Below are 21,835 nucleotides of genomic sequence, written 5' to 3'. Positions count from 1 at the left end.
TCGTCCTCGCAGGTATTTTTTTGCCCGTTGGTTTCATCCAGTGATGTGACTCACTGAATCAAATCATCAATCGTCATCGCCCGCATTGACGGCTTCTGTTTTCCCAGCCTTCAATCGCAAGAACGCGTCGAAGAACCCCTGCAGTTCGCTGCCATCGAGCACGCTGTTGAAGTTACCGACGTAGTGCCCAGTCCGAGCGTCTTTGACTCGTTGATCGGGATGCAGGAAGTAGTTGCGAATCTGGCTACCGAAACCGGTTCTCGCCTGAGTCTCGTACTTCTTGGCTTCCTCCGCTTCGCGGCGTTCCTCTTCAACCCGTGCCATCTTCGCTCGCAACATCTTCCAGGCCGTGTCCCGGTTCTGGTGCTGGCTTCGCTGGTTTTGACACTGCACGACCGTGTTGGTCGGAATGTGGGTCAAACGAATGGCACTGTCCGTTTTGTTGACGTGCTGGCCACCCGCTCCGCTGGCCCGATACGTGTCTTCGCGAACATCTTTCTTTTCGATGTTCACCTCGATCGAATCGTCGATTTCAGGCGAAACACTCACCGCCGCAAAGCTGGTCTGTCGCTTGCTTTCGCTGTTGAACGGACTGATCCGAACCAACCGGTGCATGCCTTCTTCGCCCTTCAAATAGCCATACGCCATCGGACCTCGAACCGCGATGGAGGCATGGTTGATCCCCGCCTCCTCGTTTTCCTGGCGGTCCAGCAGTTCGATTTTGTATTCCTGGCCCACCGCCCAAGCGGAATACATCCGCAGCAGCATGTCGGCCCAGTCGTTGGCATCCGTCCCACCGTCGCGAGCGTTGATGGTCACGATCGCACCAGCGGAATCATTCGGCCCGTTCAGCAACGCCTTGAGTTCGAGGTCATCCAGGACGACCTCCAGGCGTTCGATCTCCGACCGAACCTCGTCAACGATGGAATCGTCTTCATCAGCCATCTCAAAGAGGGCTTCCAAGTCTTCCGCCGAGGACTCAAGCTCATTCAAAGGAGAGACGATTCCCTTCAGGCCCTTCAGCTGCATCACAACTTTCTGAGCTGCTTCGCTGTCGTTCCAGAAGTCGGGAGCCGCCATCTGCTCTTCAATTTTCTTGATCGCCTTGTTTTTGCCAGAGTGGTCAAAGAGAGTCCTGAAGCTGGACCAGGCGGCTGCGGATCGCTTGGCTGCGTTGTGTTAATTCAGCGTCCATGACGAAATGTCCCTCTCGGATATGATGGTAAACGGGCGAGGCCGTGTACGGCGTGTGCAAGGCCCGCCAATTGTTCTTTTTTAGAAATCGGATTCTACATGTCTCGCGTGGTTCTCGCGATGAGTGGCGGCGTTGATTCCAGCGTCGCAGCCCACCTGTTGTTGCGTGACGGTCACGAAGTGATCGGAGTCTTCATGCGCCACGGCGAAGCTTCCGCTGCCGCCTGCCGAATCGATTCCGACGAGCCGCAAAACGCGAATCCGCTGAACTTGCCGGTCCTGGGCGATTCTGCGGGCGGCAAACGAGCCGACCACAAACAAGGCTGCTGCAGTGCGACCGATGCCGCCGACGCTCGCCGGGTCGCGATGTCGATGGGGATCCCGTTCTACTCGCTCGACCTGCAGGAAGACTTTCGCAAGATCGTCGACTATTTCGTCGACGATTACCTCGCCGCGCGAACACCCAATCCGTGCGTCAAATGCAATCACTGGATCAAGTTTGGCCGCCTGTTCGATTACGCCGATGGTGTCGACGCTGAATTCGTCGCAACCGGTCACTACGCCCGAATGGTCCATTCCAACGGCCGCTCCGAATTGCATCGCGGATTGGACGGGCACAAGGACCAATCCTACGCTCTGTTTGGCATCGAACCAGCTCGCTTGCCCCGCATGATGCTGCCCGTCGGCGATTTCACCAAACCCGAAATTCGCGAAATGGCGACCTCGCTCGGACTGGGTGTGTCAGACAAAAAAGACAGCCAAGAAATCTGCTTCGTCACGCAAGGCCACCACAGCGACTTCGTCAAATCACGTCGCCCTGAAATGGTCGGCGCGACCGCCGGCGAAATTGTGACCACCGGCGGCAAAGTGGTCGGCGAACACAAAGGATTCGAGGCCTTCACCATCGGCCAACGCAAACGGCTCGGCGTCGCGATGGGCGAGCCACACTTCGTCATCCGCATCGAACCGGATACCCGCCGTGTCGTGATCGGGCGAGCAGAAGAATTGCTGCGTCCAGGATTGATTGCAGATCAATGCAATTGGTTCGTCACACCAGAAGAGCTCGCTGAGGCCACATCAGTTGGCATCCAAATCCGCTACAACGGACAACCTCACCCCGGCCGAGTTGAGATCGACGCATCCGATCCAACCCAAATGAAAGTGATGTTCGACGAACCACAATCCGCCGTCGCACCGGGCCAAGCCGCCGTTGTCTACGACGGAGAACGAGTCCTCGGCGGCGGCTGGATCACCCACGCCCTCGATCATGTAGCCAACGGACGCCCTCCGTCGGCCTAAACGCATCCCAGCGCAGCCAGTAAGCCAATCCACAAAGTGCTAAACATCCTTTCGGCACTTGCAAGCTGAGCCCATCTCAAAGTGCCACGCCTGCAACCCGTCCCACCTGTAGCCGACAGAGGCCCTCTGTAGGCCCGCGCGCAAACGATCGCAACAAACGCCTCAATCCACAAAAGCACCAGCAACGAGTTGTCTCAGTTCACTCTCCCATTCGGCGTCAAGCGTTGAAGGCGTCCAGGCAGAGCTCAGACCGAATATCCCGCCGCGGCCCTACGAGCGAGTTGTCTGGCGTCCGCCAGTCGCCTACCCTGAATAAACCGCCTTTTCACCGGGGATATCGACGCGGCTTGTGCCCGTTCATTAACTTGGAGGAAGACTTGTTCGTCGACACGATCTACTTCTTACTGTCCACACACTTTTTACTTGGGCACATGACATGAGCGACGGATACGACGTCAAACCGACGCGAAAAGGAAGTTGGCTCTCCGCGTCCATGCTTTCGGTGGTTCACTTGGTTGCCTTTGGCATGCTCTATCTTTTGGTCGTCCAGATGAGTTGGTCGTTCCAAGATTTCTACAGACTTGTGGGCACGAAGCTCACACCCGAGTTTAAACGGATCGCGGTGTTGTCTGATTTCATTGCCGCGTACACGCCGATCGTATTGATCGTGATTGTCGTAGATATCTTCGTTGTCTCTCGTCTTGCTCGCAGAGGCAACCGCTGGACGTCAGCCTATTCGCATGGTGTTTTGCTATGCCTGGGCCTCACTGGTTTTCTCTGGACTGCGCAGAGCGTTGAACCAATGGCTTGGGGTGCGTCGGGCGTCGGCAATCGTCCCGCGATGAACAATGTTCAGGCTGCCAATATAGTCGAGCCAAGTATGGGCCTACTACGAAGCGACGAAGCATTGCGTGAACCGGAGAACGCGAGCTAAGCGATTTGGCCGTTTGAAACTTTACCTCGCGTGCCCGATTACGCGTGCCGCTATTCGTACAAATGATACGTCGTGTCGCTATCTGTCGCCCAAAACCTGATCTCTCATCTCGCCGAGTCTGGATGCGAAATTGGCCATGCCTCCAAACGCGATATTGCTTGGGTTGAAAAATTATCAATCCCCGTTGATTTCAAGCGTTTGCTTCAGTGGCATTGGCCGCTGGGAGCTTGTCAGATCGGCCCCATCACGCTTGGTCCGATTTCCGATATATCGAGATTCCCGTGGATAGACGAAATCCTCGAATGCGGTCTGTTGCCTCTCGGGTTCGGTCCAAGTGGTGATTGGTTTGTGTGCGACTTGACGACCACCGACTGCAATGTCGGGTTCATCAACCACGAAAGATACGGCGGGGGAAACGACGCACGAATTCACTACCAGGCTGCCTATCGTTCACTCGAATCGTATCTGCATTCAGTTGACCTCGGCCGATTTGTGCCTGGAGACTTCTACGATGCCCGTGACTACCACCGATTCCTGAGCGAAGAGTCGTCCAAGCGATTTTCACCCCCAATACAAGACGAATAACCATGGCGATCGTGTCAGGGGCACTCCAGCCCGGTTACCTGGGCCCCGTCCCTACACCGCCTTGCATGCAGGCCCTACGCACGATCTACCTGTCCCAAAACCGACAGATAGATCGCAATTCGCTATCCGACTGAGTAATTACCAAGGGTTTATCGCATGTTGATACCCAAACAAGGCGTCACCATTCTTGAGTTGCTTGTCCTTGTTGGCATCGTCGGGGTTTTGCTGGCGTTGCTTCTTCCCGCAGTTCAATCGGCTCGCGAATCCGCCCGGAAGGTTACTTGCAAGAACAATCTTCGTCAGATGGGCATCGCGATACAAAGTTTTCATTCCGCACACCAACGAATGCCTTCGCTATACAACGGTTCCTTCACTGCCAATGGAAACACATTAACTTTTCCTAAGCGATACTGGGATGAACACCACTTCCATTCCTGGCAGGTCGCACTGCTCCCCAGTTTGGAGCAGTCTTCGCTTTACGAAAGCATCGATATGACCACGGCTGCTTCAGACCCGAAAAACCAGCCAAACGTGAATGTTGAACTTTCGGTTTTTCAATGCCCCTCGACCAGCAATGTCACGCCATTTTCAAACGTTCGTAACTTCGCGCCCAATGACGTCATCGGTACCGCGGCACGCAGTGATTACGAAGCCATTGGCGGCATTCACCTCTCGTCGATTGCAAACGAGAACCGACAGCTTCTTGGTACTAACATTGCACTCGGAGCGTGGGGTCTGCCGTTACAAACCATCCCAAAAGATGCAACATACTACAACGTCGAGACGACGCGATTTCGCGATGTGACCGATGGCCTATCCAACTCGATTATTCTTGCCGAAATGTCCGGCCGGCCCGATCCCTACGTTCGGGGCAAATTGGATGAGGACTATGAGGAGATTGACAATATTTCGAAGCCCGCGTGGGCAATAAGCGGCAGCTACCACGCGATCGTGCTGAGCAAGAAGTTTGGTGTCAATGAGACAAACCACAATGGCATTTACAGCTTCCACGCATCCGGCGTGCATGTATCGCTCGCTGACGGCTCCGTCCGCATGCTCTCAAACTCGACGAACAAAGCTGTCTTGCAGGCTTTGACAACGCGGGCCGGACGAGAAACCGTAAGCATCGAATAGCTATCGGTCTCGGGGCAATTGGGCACAAAGCTCAAGAGCTTGAGGTGCCAGCTAGCTTTCCAGATTCGTGCTCGTGCTCAGACGGGTCAGCGACGGTGCTCGTACTCGTGATCGAAACCCGTCCATATTGTCCTCGCGAACGTTTGACCGCGAACGACTCGACGCTGACCTACTTTCGACCAACGACGTTGCTCGGTCTTTCGCGACACCACCGTCGCTGAGCGGTTTGCGACGTCACGCTCGCGACCAATGGCTGCGTGCCGCCTCCAATACGTGCTGCTGAGAACCAACAGAATCAAATTTCAAGACGATGTTGCGATGAATGCGATCCTCGATCGGACCATTGTGATGCTGCCCTGAATGGCGATGAAATCCGATGGTGCCGCGGGATACCATCCTGACATCGAGTGCGAGCACCGCTTCGCTGAGCAGGAGCATGCAGAAGAGGTCGGAATCGGATGACCTTGGTTGGGCACTCTGATCAACCGATGATCTCGTCGACGATTCGTCCGTGGACGTCGGTCAATCTGAAATCGCGACCAGCGTAGCGGTACGTCAGTCGTTTGTGGTCGTAACCCATCAGGCGCAAAATCGTGGCGTGCAAATCGTGCACGTGAACTCGGTTTTCCACCGCTTTGAAACCCAGCTCGTCGGTTGCTCCAACTCGGGTTCCGGCGTTCACGCCACCGCCGGCCATCCACATCGTGAACCCGTAGTGGTTGTGGTCGCGACCGTTCATCTTGCCTTGGTTGGATCCTTTTTTGGGCATTTCAACGACGGGAGTCCGTCCAAATTCTCCGCCCCAAATCACAAGCGTTTCATCCAGCAAACCGGTTCGCTTGAGATCAGTCAGCAAAGCCCCGATTCCTTGGTCGACGCCTTTGGCAACTCGCCGGTGGGCCTTGTCCAAGTCATCGTGGCTATCCCAAGGTTGGCCGGCACCGGTGTAAAGCTGCACAAAACGGACACCGCGTTCGACCAACCGACGAGCGATCAACGCTTGCCGTGAGAAATCTCCCTCGCCGTACATTTTCCGCGTCTCTTCCGTTTCGCGACTGATGTCGAACGCTTCCGACGCTTCGCTTTGCATTCGATAGGCAAGTTCAAATGACTCGATGCGTGATTCCAAGCGAGGGTCATTTCCACGCTGAACGGCGTGCTGCTGGTTCAACTTCGACAACAGGTCCAACTGCTCACGCTGGTTGGTCGGGTGAACCGAACGGCCGCGAATGTTTTCCAACAATCGCTCGACCGTCGCGAAACTGCTGTCGATGTAGGTGCCTTGATACTTGCCGGGCAAGAATCCGTTTTGCCAGTTCTGTGATTCCTTGATCGGGTATCCACCCGGGCACATCGCGATGAACGAGGGCAAGTTCTCGTTGCCGCTTCCCAAACCGTAAGTAAGCCAGGATCCCATTGCAGGACGAATCAAACGGGCTTCGCCGCAATTCATCAGCAGCAATGAAGGCTCGTGATTTGGAACGTCCGCGTACATGCTGTTGATCACACACAAGTCATCCGCGTGCTTTGCGGTGTGTTCGAACAACTCGCTGACTTCCAGTCCGCACTCGCCATACTTGTCCCATTTGTAGGGCGAGCGCATCACGTTGCCGGTCGGGCGTTCGGTCTTCAGGTTCGCCATCGGAGCCGATTTGCCATCGAACTCTTCCAACGCCGGTTTGCGATCAAACGAGTCCACTTGGCTGGGACCACCGTTCATGAACAAGTGAATGACACGCTTCGCTTTCGCCGGAAAGTGTGGCATCACTTCGCCGCGAAAGTCCGCCGGGTTCGGCAACCCAGACGCAGCACTTTCACGGCACAAGGCATCGGTCAATGCGAGCGAGCCAAAGCCCATCCCGCAAACTTTCAATGCATCACGACGAGACAAAGGGAGATTCATGATTCAATCCACGAATGCGAATTCGTTGGTGAGGAATAAAACCTGGGCGAGCTGCGCCAGGCGATCCAGCTGAGGTGTTTCGGTCTTTTGGAATGGGCCACTGAAATCGTCCACCGAGTTGGCTTCGACCACCGACCCATCATCTGCCGTCGCCGAAATCTTTGATCGCCAGAAGAAACTATCGTGGCTCAACGTCGGACCGCTGTGAGCGATGAACTCGACGAATTCACCTTTACGAATCTTGCGTTTCTTGGCTGGCAGAGGTCGATTGCTGCTGAATTGCTTCTCGTCAAATACGACCTCACCGGCGATCCGAATCACCGCCTGAATCCCATCGCCTTGCTTCGCCCGGTGGCCGACCATTCCGATAACTTTGACGACGCCATCCACGGGACTCTTCCATCGGCGTACCACCGCCGCGTTGTCGCCATGCCCTGGATGCCCGCCTTCGTTGGTCAGCCGAGCGTAGGTGAACGCCCCCGGACTTGGATACTTGGTCTCGATTTGCCAACCATTCTTGTCAAAGACTGGGAATGGAGTGAACTCGCTGAGCTGTTTGTTTTCCCACTTGGCCGTGCCATACGACCAAAGCTCCCGAGGATCAGCGTTGACCAACGGAGGCAAGACATCGGACTGAACGAATGCAACCGCTGCGTCCAATTCCGATTCGGATGGCTCGCGTTGAAGCAACCGCCGAAACAGCATTGTCACTTGTTGGCCGACATCGGCGGTGCGATCCTGCTTCACCTGGTTTGCTGCCGCCAATGCAGCCGAAGATAACTGCGAATGGTTCATCAAGAACAATGCCTGCTGCGGCACCGTCGTTTGATAACGTTCAGGCGAGTGCATATCGGGACTGGCGAAATCAAACGTGCGAAACAATCCCGGCAAGTTTTGACGGTTGATCATCGCATACAAGGTTCGCCGCGGCGTGATGGTCGGTGACGTGATCTCAACCGACTCCCCGCCGTATTGGCAATCGATCTGGCCGGCACCGACCAAGATGCTATCACGCAGCGATTCAAAATCTCGTCGTCGTCGTTCCGCTCTGGCCAGAGCCGTGTTGTTTGGATCGAGGGAGAGAGAATCCGCATCCGCGTTCGATGACTGCTGGTAAATACGAGTCATCAAAATACGACGCATCAATCGCTGGGTGCTCCAGTGCGTTTGAAAGTCCGCCGCCAAATCATCAAGCGTTTCTGGAATCGCCGGAGCAGCGGTTCGAAAGCCAAAGTCGCTGGGCGAATCCACCAGCGGGCGTCCGGTCAAATGCCCCCACACACGATTGACGTACACGCGGGCAGTCAAAGGGTTGTCATCCGCGACGATTTTTTCTGCGAGGTCCAAACGGCCACTGCCATTTTCAAACGGAATTTCCTCTGATCGACGAAACGCAGTCAGATACTGCCGTGGCGCGTCGTCTCCGCGATTGCCCCGCTGGCCTCGAATGTAAACCTGCTGCCGTCGAAGCTTGTCGCGATCGACCAACATCAACGGGCTGGCCGCGGCGTCCAAGTCTTCCGGCGGAACGCTGTTGTTCAGCACGTTGTAGAGCGAGTAGTAATCCACCGTTGGGATCGGATCGAACTTGTGGTCGTGGCAACGAGCACATGAAACGGTCAGTCCCAACAACCCTCGCGTGATGACATCAATGCGATCATCCAGCGTGTCATCGTTGGACAAAAATTTTCGGCCGATCGTGATGAATCCCATCGCGTCGGCATTGCCATTCTCGTTCTCAGGATCCGTTCGGTCGCCCGCCAACTGATGACGCACCATTTCGTCAAAAGGCATGTCCTCGGCAAACGCTTTCAATACCCAGTCACGGTAACGATGCGATCCTTTGATCGTGCGTTCTTTGCCGGCAGTCGTGTATCCAATCGTGTCGGCATAGCGTGCGACGTCCAACCAGTGCCGGCCCATCCGTTCACTCATGCGAGGATCCGCCACCATCCGATTCACGCGTCTTTGAAACGCATCCGGACGACGATCTTCGCGGAAAGACTTCAGTTCATCATAAGTAGGCGGAAGTCCGGACAAATCAAAGTGCAAGCGGCGAAGCAATGTGTCGCGGTCCGCGATCTCACCGACAGGAATTCCCAACTCGCTGGCATACTTTGCCGACAAGTCATCCATCAAATCACGTGATGAAGGATGAACCTCAACATTGTTGTCCCGCAGTTCCGTTCCGCTGACACGGTTTGGCGGGACAAAGGCCCAGTGCGATTTCACATCGCGACTGAGCGGCGAGACGGACTCTTCCGGCGGATCCTCATCGGTTCGCGGATCAGGTGCTCCCGAATCGATCCAATGTTTGAGAATTTCGATTTCGTCGTCGCTGAGTTTTTCATCCGGCGGCATTTCCAACCCGGGTTCGCTGTAGCTGATCGCCCGAACCAGGACGCTGGCATCAGCATCACCCGGGACGATCGATGCGCCGCGTGATCCACCGGCGTGCATCGCGGGAGCGGAATCGAGCCGATAGTCTCCCATCGATTCGCCGGACTCGACCGAATGACACTCGTAGCACCGCTCGATCAATAGCGGCCGGACTTTGGCTTCGAAGAAATCCGTGTCATCGGCGCAGGCCCAAACCGGAAGGATCAGCAACGCGACCAATCCGGCACTCAAACGTCTGATCCATTTCGAATCGAGGTCGCTCTGTTGGCGCGCATAAAAAGACCGATGGTCTCGATAGGATCGGCGGACGAACATCGTCGTTTCGCTTACTGGCGGGAGGGGAGGATGGCGGGGGACGGCTTGAGGTGGGGAGACGGACGTTCAATCCGTCTCAAAACCGACAGGTGCCATTGTATCACCGCTGATCTAGTGAGTCACTCTCGAAATGACTTGTCGATCAATCTAGCCCGCAAACGGTTGCCATGACCGCTGTAGGTTCGCTCCGATTTCAGCAATTCTTCCACCTCGTCCCACTCCTGGGCATGCTCTTTGGCTCGAGCCAGGTTGTAGCGAGCGGAATCTTCCCACATCGACATTTGGTCTTCATCCAAAACTCGTTTTTCGAACCAATTCGCTGCGGTGTCGAATCGCCCATCGTCGTACTGAACCAGTGCCAACCAGTGCGTTGCAGTGCGTTTGCCCAAACGCATGAACATTTGAATCTGTTGCAGTTGCTGGTCGTACTGAGAGCTATCGATTCCCAATCCGCGTCGCAGACCATATCGCTTTTGCAAATCAACATTGATCCGCAAATCCGAAATCTCGAATTCGGGAGCACGTTGTTCCAAATAGCGGGTTCGAGCGCCCTTCACGCCTTCGATGTCATCATCGGCAAACTGCCCGGTCAGGTGCTGCCAGCGACCGCTGGAAAGGTTCCGGGCCATCTCATCTTGCCCCTCCAACACCGCCCAGCGAGACGTGTAGTAGAACGAGAACAAAGGATCTCGGGCGACCATCCGTCGGGCTTCGGCTTGATAGATTTCTGCCAACAACGGCATTGTCCACATTCGCACGCCGGCAACACCTGGAATCGCGTCCAGCTTTTCGGCGACTGCATCAACATCCACATACAACGTCATCCGACGATCGCCCGTCAGCCCGTCTTCCAGCTTTTTCATCCGTGGCGAGATGGCCTGCATTCGGCTGTTGAGCAACGCAACGCTCTGCTGAATATCGGTTCGCGAATACGGGTAATCGAAGTAGCCGGCAACATCCAAACGACGCATCACCGTCGGCTCTTTGCGAGCCTGTTCCAACGTCGCAATGCCAACTTGATCAGGACCGGGAATCGGCAATCCCAATTCGGTTTCGAACAAGTAAATTTGATGACCCGCCAAAACGCCGACCGCCCAAGGCGTCAACGCTCCGTCCTCGTCCGATTGCCGAGCCAACACCGCGGAGATCACTCCCGCTTGCTCGCACAGTGCCGTGAAGACGTTGGCACGTTGAATGGAATCCCCGCGACCGCGCCAAATCGTTTGATACAACGTTTGTCGATAACCGGGCCCTTCCAACTTCATGCCAAACGGAAACTGAGGCTGCGGGACTTGCGGAGGCACATTCGTTGAGCTGTCCAGTGGCTCCACCGCAACGTTGCGAACTGTCCAATCAAACAAACGGCACGCCGTTCGAAGTTGACTGGCGGCATCTTCGCCGATCTCACCGGACAAGTCCTTCAACCAATCGACCAACAGCGGATCTTCTCGAATGGGATCGTCGATCCACTGAACCGCCTGCCGAAACAAATAGGCGTCTCGCAGCACGCTGACGTCGGACGGCTGAAACTCGTCCCGCAAAACTTCCGTTCGCAGATTTTCTTCTGGCAAAACGTCGGTCAACGTGGATGCCAGTTCCGGCATTTCGACCGAGCCACCGTCTCCAGATTGATTCTGTGACCACTGGTTTAGGTGATAAGAAATTTGGCGGCTGGCCTTCTCTTCGTTCAGCCCCACAAATTGGCTCAGCAGCGAAACGGTTTCACCGAGGTGATCCTGTTGAGACTGTTTTTGCAATGCGACTTGTCGTTGCGTTTGAATTCGGCGAACGGTTTCCGAATCATCGGTGCACCCGGTCAACAAGACCGCGGCGGACGCCATGCATGCCAATACCGATGCGGGTGAAAGAGCGAACGTCAGGGCTTGTTTGGCGGAATGGAGCACGGCGGGAACAAACAGAGCAGCGAAGAAAAGAAAGCGTTTCGAAAACGTTGCATCGCGGGCCGATCAACCATCCAGGCCGTCAACCGCTTCTCGCAATCGCAGCAAACGGTCCAACGTTCCCGCGAATCGGTCCAACGGGATCATGTTCGGCCCGTCGCTGGGCGACGTTTGCGGATCGGGGTGCGTCTCGAAAAAGAGAGCATCACAACCGATGGCTACGGCGGCGCGAGCCAATGGTTCGACCATTTCTCGATTTCCGCCGGTTGCACCGCCCAATCCGCCCGGTTGTTGGACACTGTGAGTGGCGTCAAAAACGACGGGAACACCCAGAGATCGCATGATCGGAATCGCTTGCATGTCGTTGACCAAACGGCCGTAGCCGAAAAACGTGCCTCGTTCGCACGCCATCACGCCGCCATCGCCGGAACCTCGCAGTTTATCAACGACGTACCGCATGTCCCCCGGAGACATGAATTGCCCCTTTTTCACGTTCACGGGTCGTCCCGTGCTCGCGGCGGCAACCAACAAATCCGTCTGGCGAGCTAGGAAGGCAGGAATTTGCAGCAAATCGCAAACTTCCGCGACCGCTGCCGCCTGCTCGGGCAAGTGAATATCGGTCGTCACGGGCAATCCGGTGTTGGCCCGAACGGCCTCAAGCAGCCCCAATCCTTGCTCGATCCCCGGCCCGCGTTTGGCCGCCAAACTAGTCCGGTTGGCTTTGTCGAACGAAGCCTTGAAGATCACTTGCACGTCAGAACGCTGATTGATCCGGGCCAATTCCTCGCCAATTTGCAGAGCCAACTCACGCGATTGCAACACGCACGGCCCAGCGATCACCAACAACGGTTCCCCCGGCCCACACACGTAATCGCGAATTCGAACGGGTTGAATCTCTGGGGTTTCGGTCATCGTTTCGCAGGCCATGCGGGTCGGGTGGATCAGAAACAATCCAATGATCGCGAGCCGACCGACAAATCAATCTGCCAAGTCGACCCAGCAATCAGATTGCTTCGTTTTATCTTGGCGGTTGCCGGTTTCGTTGCCAATCCGACTGACGATGTCAGCGCCCGTGTTCGCATGGCAAAAACCATGATCGAAATCCTGCTTACTCGGCGGGCCGAAGCAACGTGACGTGGTCAGGCAGGACTTCAATCTGGACTGGCAATCGTCCGGCGTAATCCCCGTCAATTTGATAAGGCACCCGCGACAGGCTGGTCCACGTGATCTTGGTCGATTGAAAGCGAAAGACGTCGGCTCTTTTCAAGTGACGCCCACCGGGCAACGACATCAAGTACCGCAACCCCGCGATCACGGATCCATAAGTCAGGTTGATCAAATCCAGTTTGCCATCGTTGCCATTCGCTTCGGGCTCGATCGGCAACGAAGCCGCGTAGCAAGGCAGATTGAAAGCCATCATCCAGCAACCGCTGGTGCGAATCAATTGACTGGGCGAAGACGCCTCGGCACTCGGTGCGTTCCCACCGGCTCCCGCGACAACCGCCTTCTCGGACGATACCGCGACGGCGTTTTCCATTTCCGCATCGATCACGGGAAACGCATAGCGACGGATCGCTCGCCAGAGTGGTCGTGCGTAGCTGAATCGATTGATGTGACCGCGACGAGTCAAATGCATCGCTCGGACGACCTCGGCATCGAAGCCCGCTGTCACCATCACCAAAAACAATCGTCCGTTCGCTCGACCCGCATCAATTTTCATCGCATCGCCGCGACGGATGGTCGCCAGCACATCCTCCGCCTGGGGTGAATACTTGTAGTATCGGGCCAGCAGATTTTCCGTCCCCATCGGCATCGGAATCAGTGCACTGCCCGGCGGCAATTGACCAGCCAACAACGCCAGCGTCCCGTCACCACCGGCCCCGACGACGGCGACATCATCGGGCAAACGATCCGCATCGCCCACTCTTTCGGCGAGCTCCGCCAAATTGTCGATCCGGCGACAGGTCAAACCACCGGCGCGACACAGTTCGATCAATCGCAAGATTTCTCCGCGTCCGGCACCCGTCCCCGCCTTGGGGCTGGTGAAGATCCAGACTTCACGAATGGTCCGTTTCGATTCCACGGCGGGCACGGTCAATCAGTTCTCAGTGGTCGGGTGATGGGGCGGATTTTGGTCGAAGGCGAAGTGTCAATCAAATCGCGTCTGGGTGATAGACGAAAACGAGGGTCCTGGACGCGTCGAACCGCCAAAGTGCGACGTTGTGTCGTGGAGAGCCCGTTCCACCAGGGCCTTTCGCGTAGCTGGCAACGCGGCTCAAACACGGATTTTCGGACTTTGCACCCCAAAAGACGGCCCTATGCAGGCGTCTGAGCCGTGAAACGAGGAAATTCAGCCCATCTGTTTGCTCGCTCAGTTTTCGCAACCTAGGCTTCGACGGAACCATTCAACATCCGTTGTTGGCTCCAAATTCGCTTAGACTTCACTCTCCTGAGTAATCCCGTGCAACTGCTGCGACGTTTTTGGGCCCCTGCGATCATCCTTCTCATGGTGGCGATTCACGCTGCCGTGATTGGCTACGTTCGCAGTCGCGTGGCTCGGCTGAGCAACATGCAGAGTTCCGCGATTGAAATTGGGCTGATGAGGTTTCAAAACCCAAACGTGCCCGATTGCACCTACCAGTTCCAACTGCATGCGATCGTCGATCCCTCACGCCGTTTTCGCGGTGAAGAACGTTTGAAGCTGAACCAGCTTCCGATCACCGAAGCCGCGGAACAAATGCTGCGACAAGTCGATGCCTCCTGGCTAAATGACCCATCGCAAAAGGAAATTCGCGAACGACTGATGGATGTCGTGTTGCAACACCTCGATGAACCACTGGTTCAACGGGTCGTCATCACCGACTGGCTTTGTCTACCGAGCCAATCCGTCCCGATGACCAGCAACATCACTACCGCGTCTCTGTAAACGAGGCGGATGAAACGCATCAGCACCGCTCGCAAGAACGGGTGCCGATATCGGAAGGACACGCCGCTTCGCAAGACGTTACAAGCGCTCGGCCATCAAGCCGTCGATCATTCCGGTGCTATCGGCGAAGCGTTGCATGGGGACATCCAGCAATCGAGCCTGGGTCAACCATAAATTCGCCAGCGGTGTTCCCTCGGGCATGTTGATGTGACGTCCGGACGCGACGCGGTTGCCGCCTCCCGCGACAACAATCGGCAAGTCGTTGTATTGGTGCGTCGATCCATCGCCCAACCCTGATCCATAGGTGAAAAGGGTGTTGTCGAGGAGGGTGGAACCGTCGGCTTGCTCGATCGAATCCATCTTTTCCATCAGATAGACATACTGCTCCATGTGAAAACGATCGACCTTCAATAGGTCATCGATCATCTTGGTTTGGTTGTGTGACATCTGGTGGTGACTGCGAGGTTTGTCGAACAAGCTTTCAAACTTGAACGGAGTGTCCCATCGTTCGGGCCCAACCATGAACGTCGCAACGTTGGTCAGCCCCGTCTGCAACGCAACCACCATCAGATCGCCCATCAAGCGGATGTATTCGCCGCGAGGCAAATAGGCTTCCGGCGGTTCGTCCAGCTGCACACGAGAAAGCTGGGACTTCATCTGTTCCAATCGATCCATTTGAGTTTCGATTGTTCGAATCGAATCAAAGTACTCGGCAAACTTGTGCCGGTCCTCGTACCCCAAATGCATCTTCAAATCGTGAGCGTCCTCAAGGACCAAATCCGTGATATCCCGATAGCGATCGATCTCCTGGGTCGAAAACAATCGATGGTACATCTTGCGAGGGTCGCGAATCGAGGGTGCCAAATGCCCCGTCCCGTACCATGAGATGTTGTCAAAGTAGATTGACTCTTTGTTGTCGCGGTGGCTGTTGCAACTGAACTCGAGTGTCGCGAACGGAGTTTCAGTACCGATCACATCGGCCACCAAATGGTCCAATGTTCGATCGAGCGGCCATGCCGTTCCCTGAACCGTGTACGGCACCGCGCTACTCAAGTAACACGATGCGCACTGCGCGTGCACGTCGGTTCCCTGTTGGAATGTGCGATCCATTCCGGTGATGAGATTGACTTTGTGCTTGAGCGGCTCCAACGGTTCCAAGGTGGGTGTCAATTGATCGAGCGGTTCGTCGCTGGCAAACGGGCTTTGCTTGCCCAACGACTTCATCACATTGCCGAGATTGCCTTTGGGAATCACGTCGTTCGCTTCACCAGGAAAGAAGCCGCGACGGACAACTCCAATAGGCACATAGAAATGGGCCATTCGCATCGGCACGCTGTCCGCATGTGCCGCCATGGCGATGCTGGGCATCCAAGGCAGGGCCAAAGAAGCTCCGCCCAAACCGCGAAGAAAGCGACGTCGATTGGTTCGAATCATGGCCGTGGATTGCTCGCAATTTGCGGGAATGATTTGGTTTGAAACGGTTCGCTTAAAACGACTTGGCGAAGCAGCGTATGAATCTTGTATTCGTCCGAGGCAACCTTTGCCGTGATCTCACCCAACGAGACGCGATCAGCGGCACTCAGCGGACGAGCCAGCGCGAAACTCAGCAGATGCCCCGCCAAGGCCTCGGTGAATCGATCCTTTTCCGACAGTAACGCATCCTTGAATTCGATCACATTCTCAAAGCGATGCTTGCGAAACAGCGTCCCAGCCATGTCTACGTCGCGACCGTTTTCGTACTGATCTCGCCACACACCCACGGGATTGAAATTCTCGAGCGCAAATCCCAACGGGTCGATCTGTTCGTGGCAACCTTTGCAATCCGACCGTTTCCTGTGCATGGAAAGTCTCTCGCGAAGCGTTAGATGCTCTTCGCCTTCCGCAGGTTTCTCCCCCAGTGCGGGAACGTCCGCGGGAGGAGGCTCGGGCGGGTTATTGAACACAACCCCCGCCAACCAGGCACCGCGAGTGATCGGCTGGGTTCTTTCCGGCCCCGAAGTCATCGTCATCACGGCCGCGTTCGTGATTACGCCGCCACTGCGTCGGTCTTCGATCGGCAACCGACGAAACCGAATGACTTGCACCCCTCGGCCGTTTCGATTGTCTTGGATTGCCAGTTCGCCGTAAGCATCCTCCAGCAAATCGGATCGATAGGTGAAATCGGAATCAATCAACTGGGTGATCGGCTGATTTTCGATCAACACAGTCTCAAACAACAGCAGAGGCTCCAGCATCATGTGCATGCTGTCGCGGTATTTCAAAAAGTAAAAGTTCGGAAACTCTTCGGGACTGGGTACCGACGAAATGATCCGTTCCAGTTGCAACCACTGCGAAGGAAAGCTGTCGCAAAATCGTTTGAGCTTCCGATCGCGAATCATGCGTTCGAATTGCCCGCTTAAAACATCCTTTTCACGCAGACGCCCTTCCGCTGCCAGCTCCAACAGCGTTTGATCCGGAATGCTGCCCCACAAAAAGAACGACAATCGAGAAGCCAGTTCGTAGTCGTCCACCGGTGTGACCGATGGTGACTCGCTCGATAAGTCGTACAGGTACAAAAACCGGGGCGACGAAATCGTTGCCGCCGCGACAGCCTTCATGGCAACCGGAAAGGCGACTCCTTCTTCAAGGTTCCGCAGAACGTATTGGCTGTAACGATCCAATTGAGATTGATCGACCGAGCGACGAAACGCGCGTGTCAAGAATGACTTCAACCGTTCACGCACAATCAACTCGAGGTCAGAATCGGGTGCTGGAGCGACGAAGAACGAATCCCAAATCCCGACGTTGGCTGGCACAAAGTCAGGACTCTCAGTGATCGACTGCCCAAGTTTCAAGAACGACTCCATCAACAAAGGCGAAAGTGACAGGTGATCGGCTTGATTGTCGTAGCCGTGTTCAGCACGCAGATCCTGAGGGAATGCGGCAACGCCGGCCAAGCGAGGCTCAATCATCTGTGACTTGCCCAGTGGCCGACTCCCTACGAACACTTCATCGGGCATCTTTCCCGACGCCGGTTGGAAGTAGCCGCGATGTTCGCGCAGCATACGTTCGGGCAACGTGAACACGGTGCAGTTCAGATCAAACAGATCCACCACCGCATTGTTGTATTGAAACCGATTCATCCGCCGAATCGGTGTGCGAGCGTATTGCCTTGAATGGGCAACCGCACCTCGAAGCGTCGCCTTCAATTCGGCCAGCAACTTCCGACGTGTCTCGGGCGGCAACTGCGTCTCGTCCTCCGGCGGCATCTCTTCCAGATCCAAAACATCGATCAAGCTCTGCAGTTGATCCAAATCGTCGGCGACGTTTCGGTCGTTGATTTCCGACAACGCAATGTCGCCCTCAGGATCCTCACCCGCTGAGTGACACTTCACGCAGTGACTTTGCAGAACCGTTTCCAGCGTTCCGGCCGCTTTCGCCGAAGCATCGGGCTCGGAGCGATCTGATTCGAAGGCGAACGCCGTCTGCGTGGTCAACAGGACCGTCAACACGCAGAATATCGCGAATTCAGTGCATCTCAGCGGAGGATTCCGCATGGGACTGAGTCTTCCACAAGGCAGGAATGAAGGTGGGGGAGGGACTCACAGTGTAGCAAACCGCTTCGCTGATGTTTTTCTGAGTTTTCGTGAGGGCATTTCGGCATCCGCGACGCAGGAACCACCGACAACCCAACACGGCAATCCAATCCGCCGACAAACACCCGCCCGCACAAAGCGAGAAGACCGATGAAACCCGCGATCGTCCTGTCGATTCCGTTGCTGCTCGCTTTTGCGGCAACCACACTGAACGCATCACCAATCCCCAGCAATATGCGAGAAGCCCGAGCCATCGACAGCGATTTGGCTCGAATTGAAAAGGAATGCCAAACGCTGCAAAACCGGCTGACTCAGCTTCGCCAACAAGTCAAAACGGCTCGTGACGGAGTGAATCATGCCATCGACGCGACCAAAGCCATCAAGGCAACTGACGAACGCTTGAAGACATTGATCGACAACCTGGCTCCCTACACCTCTGTTCCCAAGGTCCGCACAATCGCTCGGACGCTTCGAAAGAATCTGCAACGCATCCAGGACCAAATCCACACGTTGCGAAAGAAGACAGACAAAGCCGAAAAAGACGTCCTGCGTCCGGCGAAAGACCGCCTGAAGGAACTGGAGCAATCAATTCTCGGCGGCGAAATCAAACTGGCGAGCTACAAGAAAACCATTTCGGCTTGGCGACGCGATTTGCAAACCAATGCGGCTCGCGCCAACATGATTCCTGGTGGAGCAACTGCTTTCGACGCAACATCGCGACTTGCCCGCCCCACTGTTCAGTCGATTGCCAACGTTCTGACTGAGACTCGTCAGTCCATCGACCGCGTCGGAAACAACCTGACCAAGTGGAACGATCCCATCCGTGCATTCATGACGATGGATCAATCGCTGGAAAGCTTCGAAAAGAAATTGGCTCCCGCTGAGAAGACCGCAGCCAAGCTTGAGAAAACGCTCGGCAAAAAGCTCACGATCAAACTCCCATTTGGCAAGAAGACCATCACCTTCAGCATCCGCGAAATTCTGGAAACGCCGGGCAAGGTCCTTGGCGTGGTCCTGAAACCGCTTGAAAAGCTGGCGGACAAGCTACTGCAGCCTGTCCTGAAAGAACTCAAACTCGAGATCAAAGCCCCCAGCGGCATCGCTAACCTCAACAGCGAACTCAATCAGTTACCTTCGATCGAGGCCTCGTTGCGACACGAAGCCAACCAGTTGCAGCAGCAAATCACCACGCGACTGCAACAAATCATCCAAAGCTGGAGTCGCATCCAACCTCATCTGCCGCGGCATTTGACATCGCAACCTAAACCACCGAAGCAACCGATCGCACGAGAACGTCCGGCGCAAAATCCGCTCAGCTCAAAGCCTGCACCGGTTCGCGAGTTCCCAGTGATGTTTATCCAGCCCTGAACTAAACAACGGACAGCTCACGACAACATTCATGCTGCCTCGTTCCATCTGGATCGAGGCAGTTTTTTTACTTCTTTGATCGGCTGTGCATGAGCAGGGCATACTCTTCGATGGTGACACGCCCATCGTGATTGAGATCAGCGGGTGCCGGACTCATCAGCATCTTTTGCCATTCTTGCTCATGAAGTGACTTGGAACCGTCTTGGTCGTATCGGCTGATGATTTTCTCGGCGTAGGACAAAAGTTTTGGATTGATTTCCTTGAGTTTCTCGCTGAGGTCAGGCTGCGACTGTTTCGTTGCCACGCTTGCGAAGTACTTTGCCCACAGCGAAACAACTTCGCGACGAACCTCTTGATCGCCCGATTTTGAACGGTCATTCAGACGATCCGCATTCTTAACAACATCGAAATCCAACAACCCAGCAAGCTGCAAATGAAGCAGGGTCATCGGACCGGTCTCTTCCAGCCGATCCGAGAGCTCTGCGTTTGCCACGTCCGAATGACTTTTCAACACGTCGATGGCGGGAGACATCGAACGGTGATTCAGTGGCGTACGTCGCTCCGGGTTTTGATAGCGAATTTCCAAGTAGTCAATGGCGGCATCAACCTTTCGCTGCGGCTTCAACTCCACTCGGTCCAACAATTGAATCGCAGTCAAACGAACCATGAGATCGGAGGCATCAAGGCAATGTTCGACCGCATCCTTTAAACGATCTCCCTCATCCGGAATATTCGCACACGCCTGAAGAGCATTGATTCGAATTTCAGCCGAGGGATCGCTCACTGACATCTCAAACAGTCGATCAACAATCTGCTCGGGATACTTCGCGTCAGTTTCTGACGCCACCGGCGAATTGGGCTCCTGCTCTTCAATTGCGAAATCGTTCGCTTGAACTCCTGGGGCCTGAGCCAAAAATGCCATCATCAAAACGATTGAACTGCGATGGAAAAGCTTCCACATTTCGGAAATCCCGTTGAAGGCAAAACGACAGTCGACTGCAAAGCAGTTTATCGCATCCAGGGAAGGCGACGTCGGAGAGTCCCTGAGTTGTTACAAATGGTCTCGCGGAACCAACATTTCCTCGCCTCGGCCCGTCCGCGTGCGGTAGCCCCAGAGACGTCCGAAGTCCGCGATTCACCTCGTCCAGGCAGATTCCTTCATGGAAAGATTGTCCCGTTCGATCCAGCGGAATTTGGGTCGCAAAAGCCGGTTTGGGAGTTTCCCCCCTCATCAGCTAGAATGTTTCTGCGATTCCGTGGTGGAGCCTGGAATCGCTATCGCACGATGAGATGCAATTCGTTGGACATTTGGATGACGGCATGACGGGGAAGACCATTCACGAACTGCTTGAGTTGCCTGAGCACGTCACCTCGCCGCATGCCTACCAAGTCTTTGGGCTGAATCCCGGGGAATCCAACGCGGCTGCCATCCAAGAAGCTATCGCGCGGCGAATCACTCAGTTGAAAGCAGCCAAGTCCAGCACCGCACCCGAAACGTGGTCCCGAGCAGCTCAGGTTTTGCAAACCGCACAAAGAACACTGACGGACCCAAAAAAGAAAGCCAAGCTGGACGCACGTTTCGGCATCGTTTCGATGGACGATGCATCCTCGACCAAGACCGCTTCGCCAAACGCCACGGCGACGCCGCAGAAGGCTGCTCCATCCGACACCGCAAAGCCGATAGCACCTGCAGCACCCGCCGTCGATCCATTGGCGGCGTTGTTGCCAACCGGTAACGCGTCCAACAACACGCAGGCTGCACCGGTTGCTTCAACACAACCTGCAGCCCGTGCCTCGGACAACCAGTCAGCGACCGAAATCGTGGATGCCACACTTGTCGCTGATCCCGTGGTCAATCAAGTGAACGTCACGCCGGCGGCCAGCCCGGCCGCCGGAATCGGCGACGTCGCTCCCAATTTGACTCCGACAATTTCACAATCTCCCGCTCCGTTGGTTGTCCAACCGCGTTCGCCAACCGCTGCTCGCGCCCGGCGACGTCAAAATTCTGGCGGATGGCTGATGGGAGGATTCTTGTTGCTCGGTTTTGTGATTGTCGGATTCCTTGCCGCCTTTTTCTTTTGGGGCCCCGGCGAAGTCCAGGTCGTTCGCAGTAACGATGGGATCACGATCCGAACCAAAAACGACAACGCGAATCAGCAAGGCCAACCTCAAGGACCGGTCGCCGAGCAAAAAGAACCTGTTCGACAAGTTCGACCAACGAACGATGGGATCATAAAACCACCGGCCCCCGCTCAACCCAATTCGCGGGACTCGCTGGGCAATTTCCTATCCAACCCCGGT

The 21,835-nt window shown here is 55.5% G+C and carries 15 protein-coding genes and 1 pseudogene; 7 read left to right on the top strand and 9 right to left on the bottom strand.

Features of this window, described 5'->3' with window-relative positions; all coding sequences use genetic code 11:
- Positions 1–66 precede the first annotated feature (66 nt).
- Positions 67–1,195 (bottom strand): peptide chain release factor 2 gene (prfB, locus tag RE6C_RS19355; RefSeq protein ID WP_390175925.1). Its coding sequence is split into 2 segments (ribosomal slippage): positions 67–1,125 and positions 1,127–1,195, totalling 1,128 coding nucleotides; the frame shifts between segments, so codons are not numbered across the junction.
- Positions 1,196–1,293: 98 nt separating this feature from the next.
- Between prfB and mnmA the strand changes: the two genes are divergently transcribed.
- The 4 genes from mnmA (at position 1,294) to RE6C_RS19335 (ending at position 5,146) form a co-directional block, all read left to right on the top strand.
- The gene (gene mnmA, locus RE6C_RS19350) at positions 1,294–2,493 is read left to right on the top strand and encodes a tRNA 2-thiouridine(34) synthase MnmA (RefSeq protein ID WP_008659240.1); all 1,200 of its coding nucleotides are present in this window, start codon (positions 1,294–1,296) and stop codon (positions 2,491–2,493) included.
- 493 nt (positions 2,494–2,986) lie between these two features.
- On the top strand, positions 2,987–3,427 hold the full coding sequence (locus tag RE6C_RS19345; RefSeq protein WP_236618349.1) for a hypothetical protein: 441 nt from the start codon (positions 2,987–2,989) through the stop codon (positions 3,425–3,427).
- A 72-nt stretch (positions 3,428–3,499) separates the two neighbouring features.
- The gene (locus RE6C_RS19340; protein WP_008659238.1) at positions 3,500–4,012 is read left to right on the top strand and encodes an SMI1/KNR4 family protein; all 513 of its coding nucleotides are present in this window, start codon (positions 3,500–3,502) and stop codon (positions 4,010–4,012) included.
- Between the two features lie 156 nt (positions 4,013–4,168).
- Positions 4,169–5,146, top strand: coding sequence for a DUF1559 domain-containing protein (locus RE6C_RS19335; protein ID WP_008659237.1), 978 nt, complete (start codon positions 4,169–4,171; stop codon positions 5,144–5,146).
- 481 nt (positions 5,147–5,627) lie between these two features.
- Here RE6C_RS19335 and RE6C_RS19325 read toward each other — a convergent pair whose 3' ends face one another.
- The 5 genes from RE6C_RS19325 to RE6C_RS19300 form a co-directional block, all read right to left on the bottom strand.
- Complete coding sequence (locus RE6C_RS19325; protein WP_008659235.1) at positions 5,628–7,049, bottom strand: DUF1501 domain-containing protein; 1,422 nt, start codon at positions 7,047–7,049, stop codon at positions 5,628–5,630.
- Positions 7,050–7,052: 3 nt separating this feature from the next.
- Entirely contained in the window at positions 7,053–9,764 is a 2,712-nt protein-coding gene (locus RE6C_RS19320) for a PSD1 and planctomycete cytochrome C domain-containing protein (protein ID WP_039962623.1), read from the bottom strand.
- A gap of 119 nt (positions 9,765–9,883) precedes the next feature.
- Complete coding sequence (locus RE6C_RS19315; protein ID WP_008659233.1) at positions 9,884–11,668, bottom strand: hypothetical protein; 1,785 nt, start codon at positions 11,666–11,668, stop codon at positions 9,884–9,886.
- 63 nt (positions 11,669–11,731) lie between these two features.
- The gene (gene kdsA, locus RE6C_RS19310) at positions 11,732–12,592 is read right to left on the bottom strand and encodes a 3-deoxy-8-phosphooctulonate synthase (RefSeq protein ID WP_008659232.1); all 861 of its coding nucleotides are present in this window, start codon (positions 12,590–12,592) and stop codon (positions 11,732–11,734) included.
- A gap of 181 nt (positions 12,593–12,773) precedes the next feature.
- Positions 12,774–13,757, bottom strand: coding sequence for a diacylglycerol/lipid kinase family protein (locus RE6C_RS19300; RefSeq protein WP_008659230.1), 984 nt, complete (start codon positions 13,755–13,757; stop codon positions 12,774–12,776).
- Positions 13,758–14,171: 414 nt separating this feature from the next.
- On the opposite strand from RE6C_RS19300, the gene RE6C_RS19295 reads away from it, so the two are divergent.
- The gene (locus RE6C_RS19295; RefSeq protein ID WP_008659229.1) at positions 14,172–14,591 is read left to right on the top strand and encodes a hypothetical protein; all 420 of its coding nucleotides are present in this window, start codon (positions 14,172–14,174) and stop codon (positions 14,589–14,591) included.
- 78 nt (positions 14,592–14,669) lie between these two features.
- On the opposite strand, the gene RE6C_RS19290 is transcribed toward RE6C_RS19295, so the two are convergent.
- Together RE6C_RS19290 and RE6C_RS19285 are read right to left on the bottom strand one after the other, a co-directional pair.
- The gene (locus tag RE6C_RS19290) at positions 14,670–16,025 is read right to left on the bottom strand and encodes a DUF1552 domain-containing protein (RefSeq protein WP_008659228.1); all 1,356 of its coding nucleotides are present in this window, start codon (positions 16,023–16,025) and stop codon (positions 14,670–14,672) included.
- Positions 16,022–18,082, bottom strand: a complete 2,061-nt coding sequence (locus RE6C_RS19285) for a DUF1592 domain-containing protein (protein WP_008659226.1) — start codon at positions 18,080–18,082, stop codon at positions 16,022–16,024. Before RE6C_RS19285 ends, RE6C_RS19290 begins: the two co-directional genes overlap by 4 nt.
- A gap of 234 nt (positions 18,083–18,316) precedes the next feature.
- Between RE6C_RS19285 and RE6C_RS19275 the strand changes: the two genes are divergently transcribed.
- Positions 18,317–19,534: a coiled-coil domain-containing protein gene (locus tag RE6C_RS19275; RefSeq protein WP_008659223.1), complete on the top strand. Its 1,218-nt coding sequence runs from the start codon at positions 18,317–18,319 to the stop codon at positions 19,532–19,534.
- Positions 19,535–19,601: 67 nt separating this feature from the next.
- Here RE6C_RS19275 and RE6C_RS19270 read toward each other — a convergent pair whose 3' ends face one another.
- A complete protein-coding gene (locus RE6C_RS19270) occupies positions 19,602–20,495 on the bottom strand; it encodes a HEAT repeat domain-containing protein (protein ID WP_008659222.1) in 894 nt (297 codons plus the stop codon).
- 359 nt (positions 20,496–20,854) lie between these two features.
- Here RE6C_RS19270 and RE6C_RS19265 point away from each other — a divergent pair.
- A pseudogene (locus RE6C_RS19265) lies at positions 20,855–21,835 on the top strand (hypothetical protein); the annotation flags it as partial.

The sequence above is a fragment of the Rhodopirellula europaea 6C genome (assembly GCF_000338295.1).
GTDB lineage: Bacteria > Planctomycetota > Planctomycetia > Pirellulales > Pirellulaceae > Rhodopirellula > Rhodopirellula europaea.
This window is presented reverse-complemented; position numbering and strand designations above follow the sequence as displayed.

Bases quoted from the DNA above. Each gene is read 5' to 3' on its own strand.
- mnmA (WP_008659240.1), top strand. From the start codon at position 1,294: ATGTCTCGCGTGGTTCTCGCGATGAGTGGCGGCGTTGATTCCAGCGTC.
- RE6C_RS19345 (WP_236618349.1), top strand. From the start codon at position 2,987: ATGCTTTCGGTGGTTCACTTGGTTGCCTTTGGCATGCTCTATCTTTTG.
- RE6C_RS19335 (WP_008659237.1), top strand. From the start codon at position 4,169: ATGTTGATACCCAAACAAGGCGTCACCATTCTTGAGTTGCTTGTCCTT.
- RE6C_RS19325 (WP_008659235.1), bottom strand. From the start codon at position 7,049: ATGAATCTCCCTTTGTCTCGTCGTGATGCATTGAAAGTTTGCGGGATG.
- RE6C_RS19320 (WP_039962623.1), bottom strand. From the start codon at position 9,764: ATGTTCGTCCGCCGATCCTATCGAGACCATCGGTCTTTTTATGCGCGC.
- kdsA (WP_008659232.1), bottom strand. From the start codon at position 12,592: ATGGCCTGCGAAACGATGACCGAAACCCCAGAGATTCAACCCGTTCGA.
- RE6C_RS19295 (WP_008659229.1), top strand. From the start codon at position 14,172: ATGGTGGCGATTCACGCTGCCGTGATTGGCTACGTTCGCAGTCGCGTG.
- RE6C_RS19290 (WP_008659228.1), bottom strand. From the start codon at position 16,025: ATGATTCGAACCAATCGACGTCGCTTTCTTCGCGGTTTGGGCGGAGCT.
- RE6C_RS19275 (WP_008659223.1), top strand. From the start codon at position 18,317: ATGAAACCCGCGATCGTCCTGTCGATTCCGTTGCTGCTCGCTTTTGCG.
- RE6C_RS19270 (WP_008659222.1), bottom strand. From the start codon at position 20,495: ATGTGGAAGCTTTTCCATCGCAGTTCAATCGTTTTGATGATGGCATTT.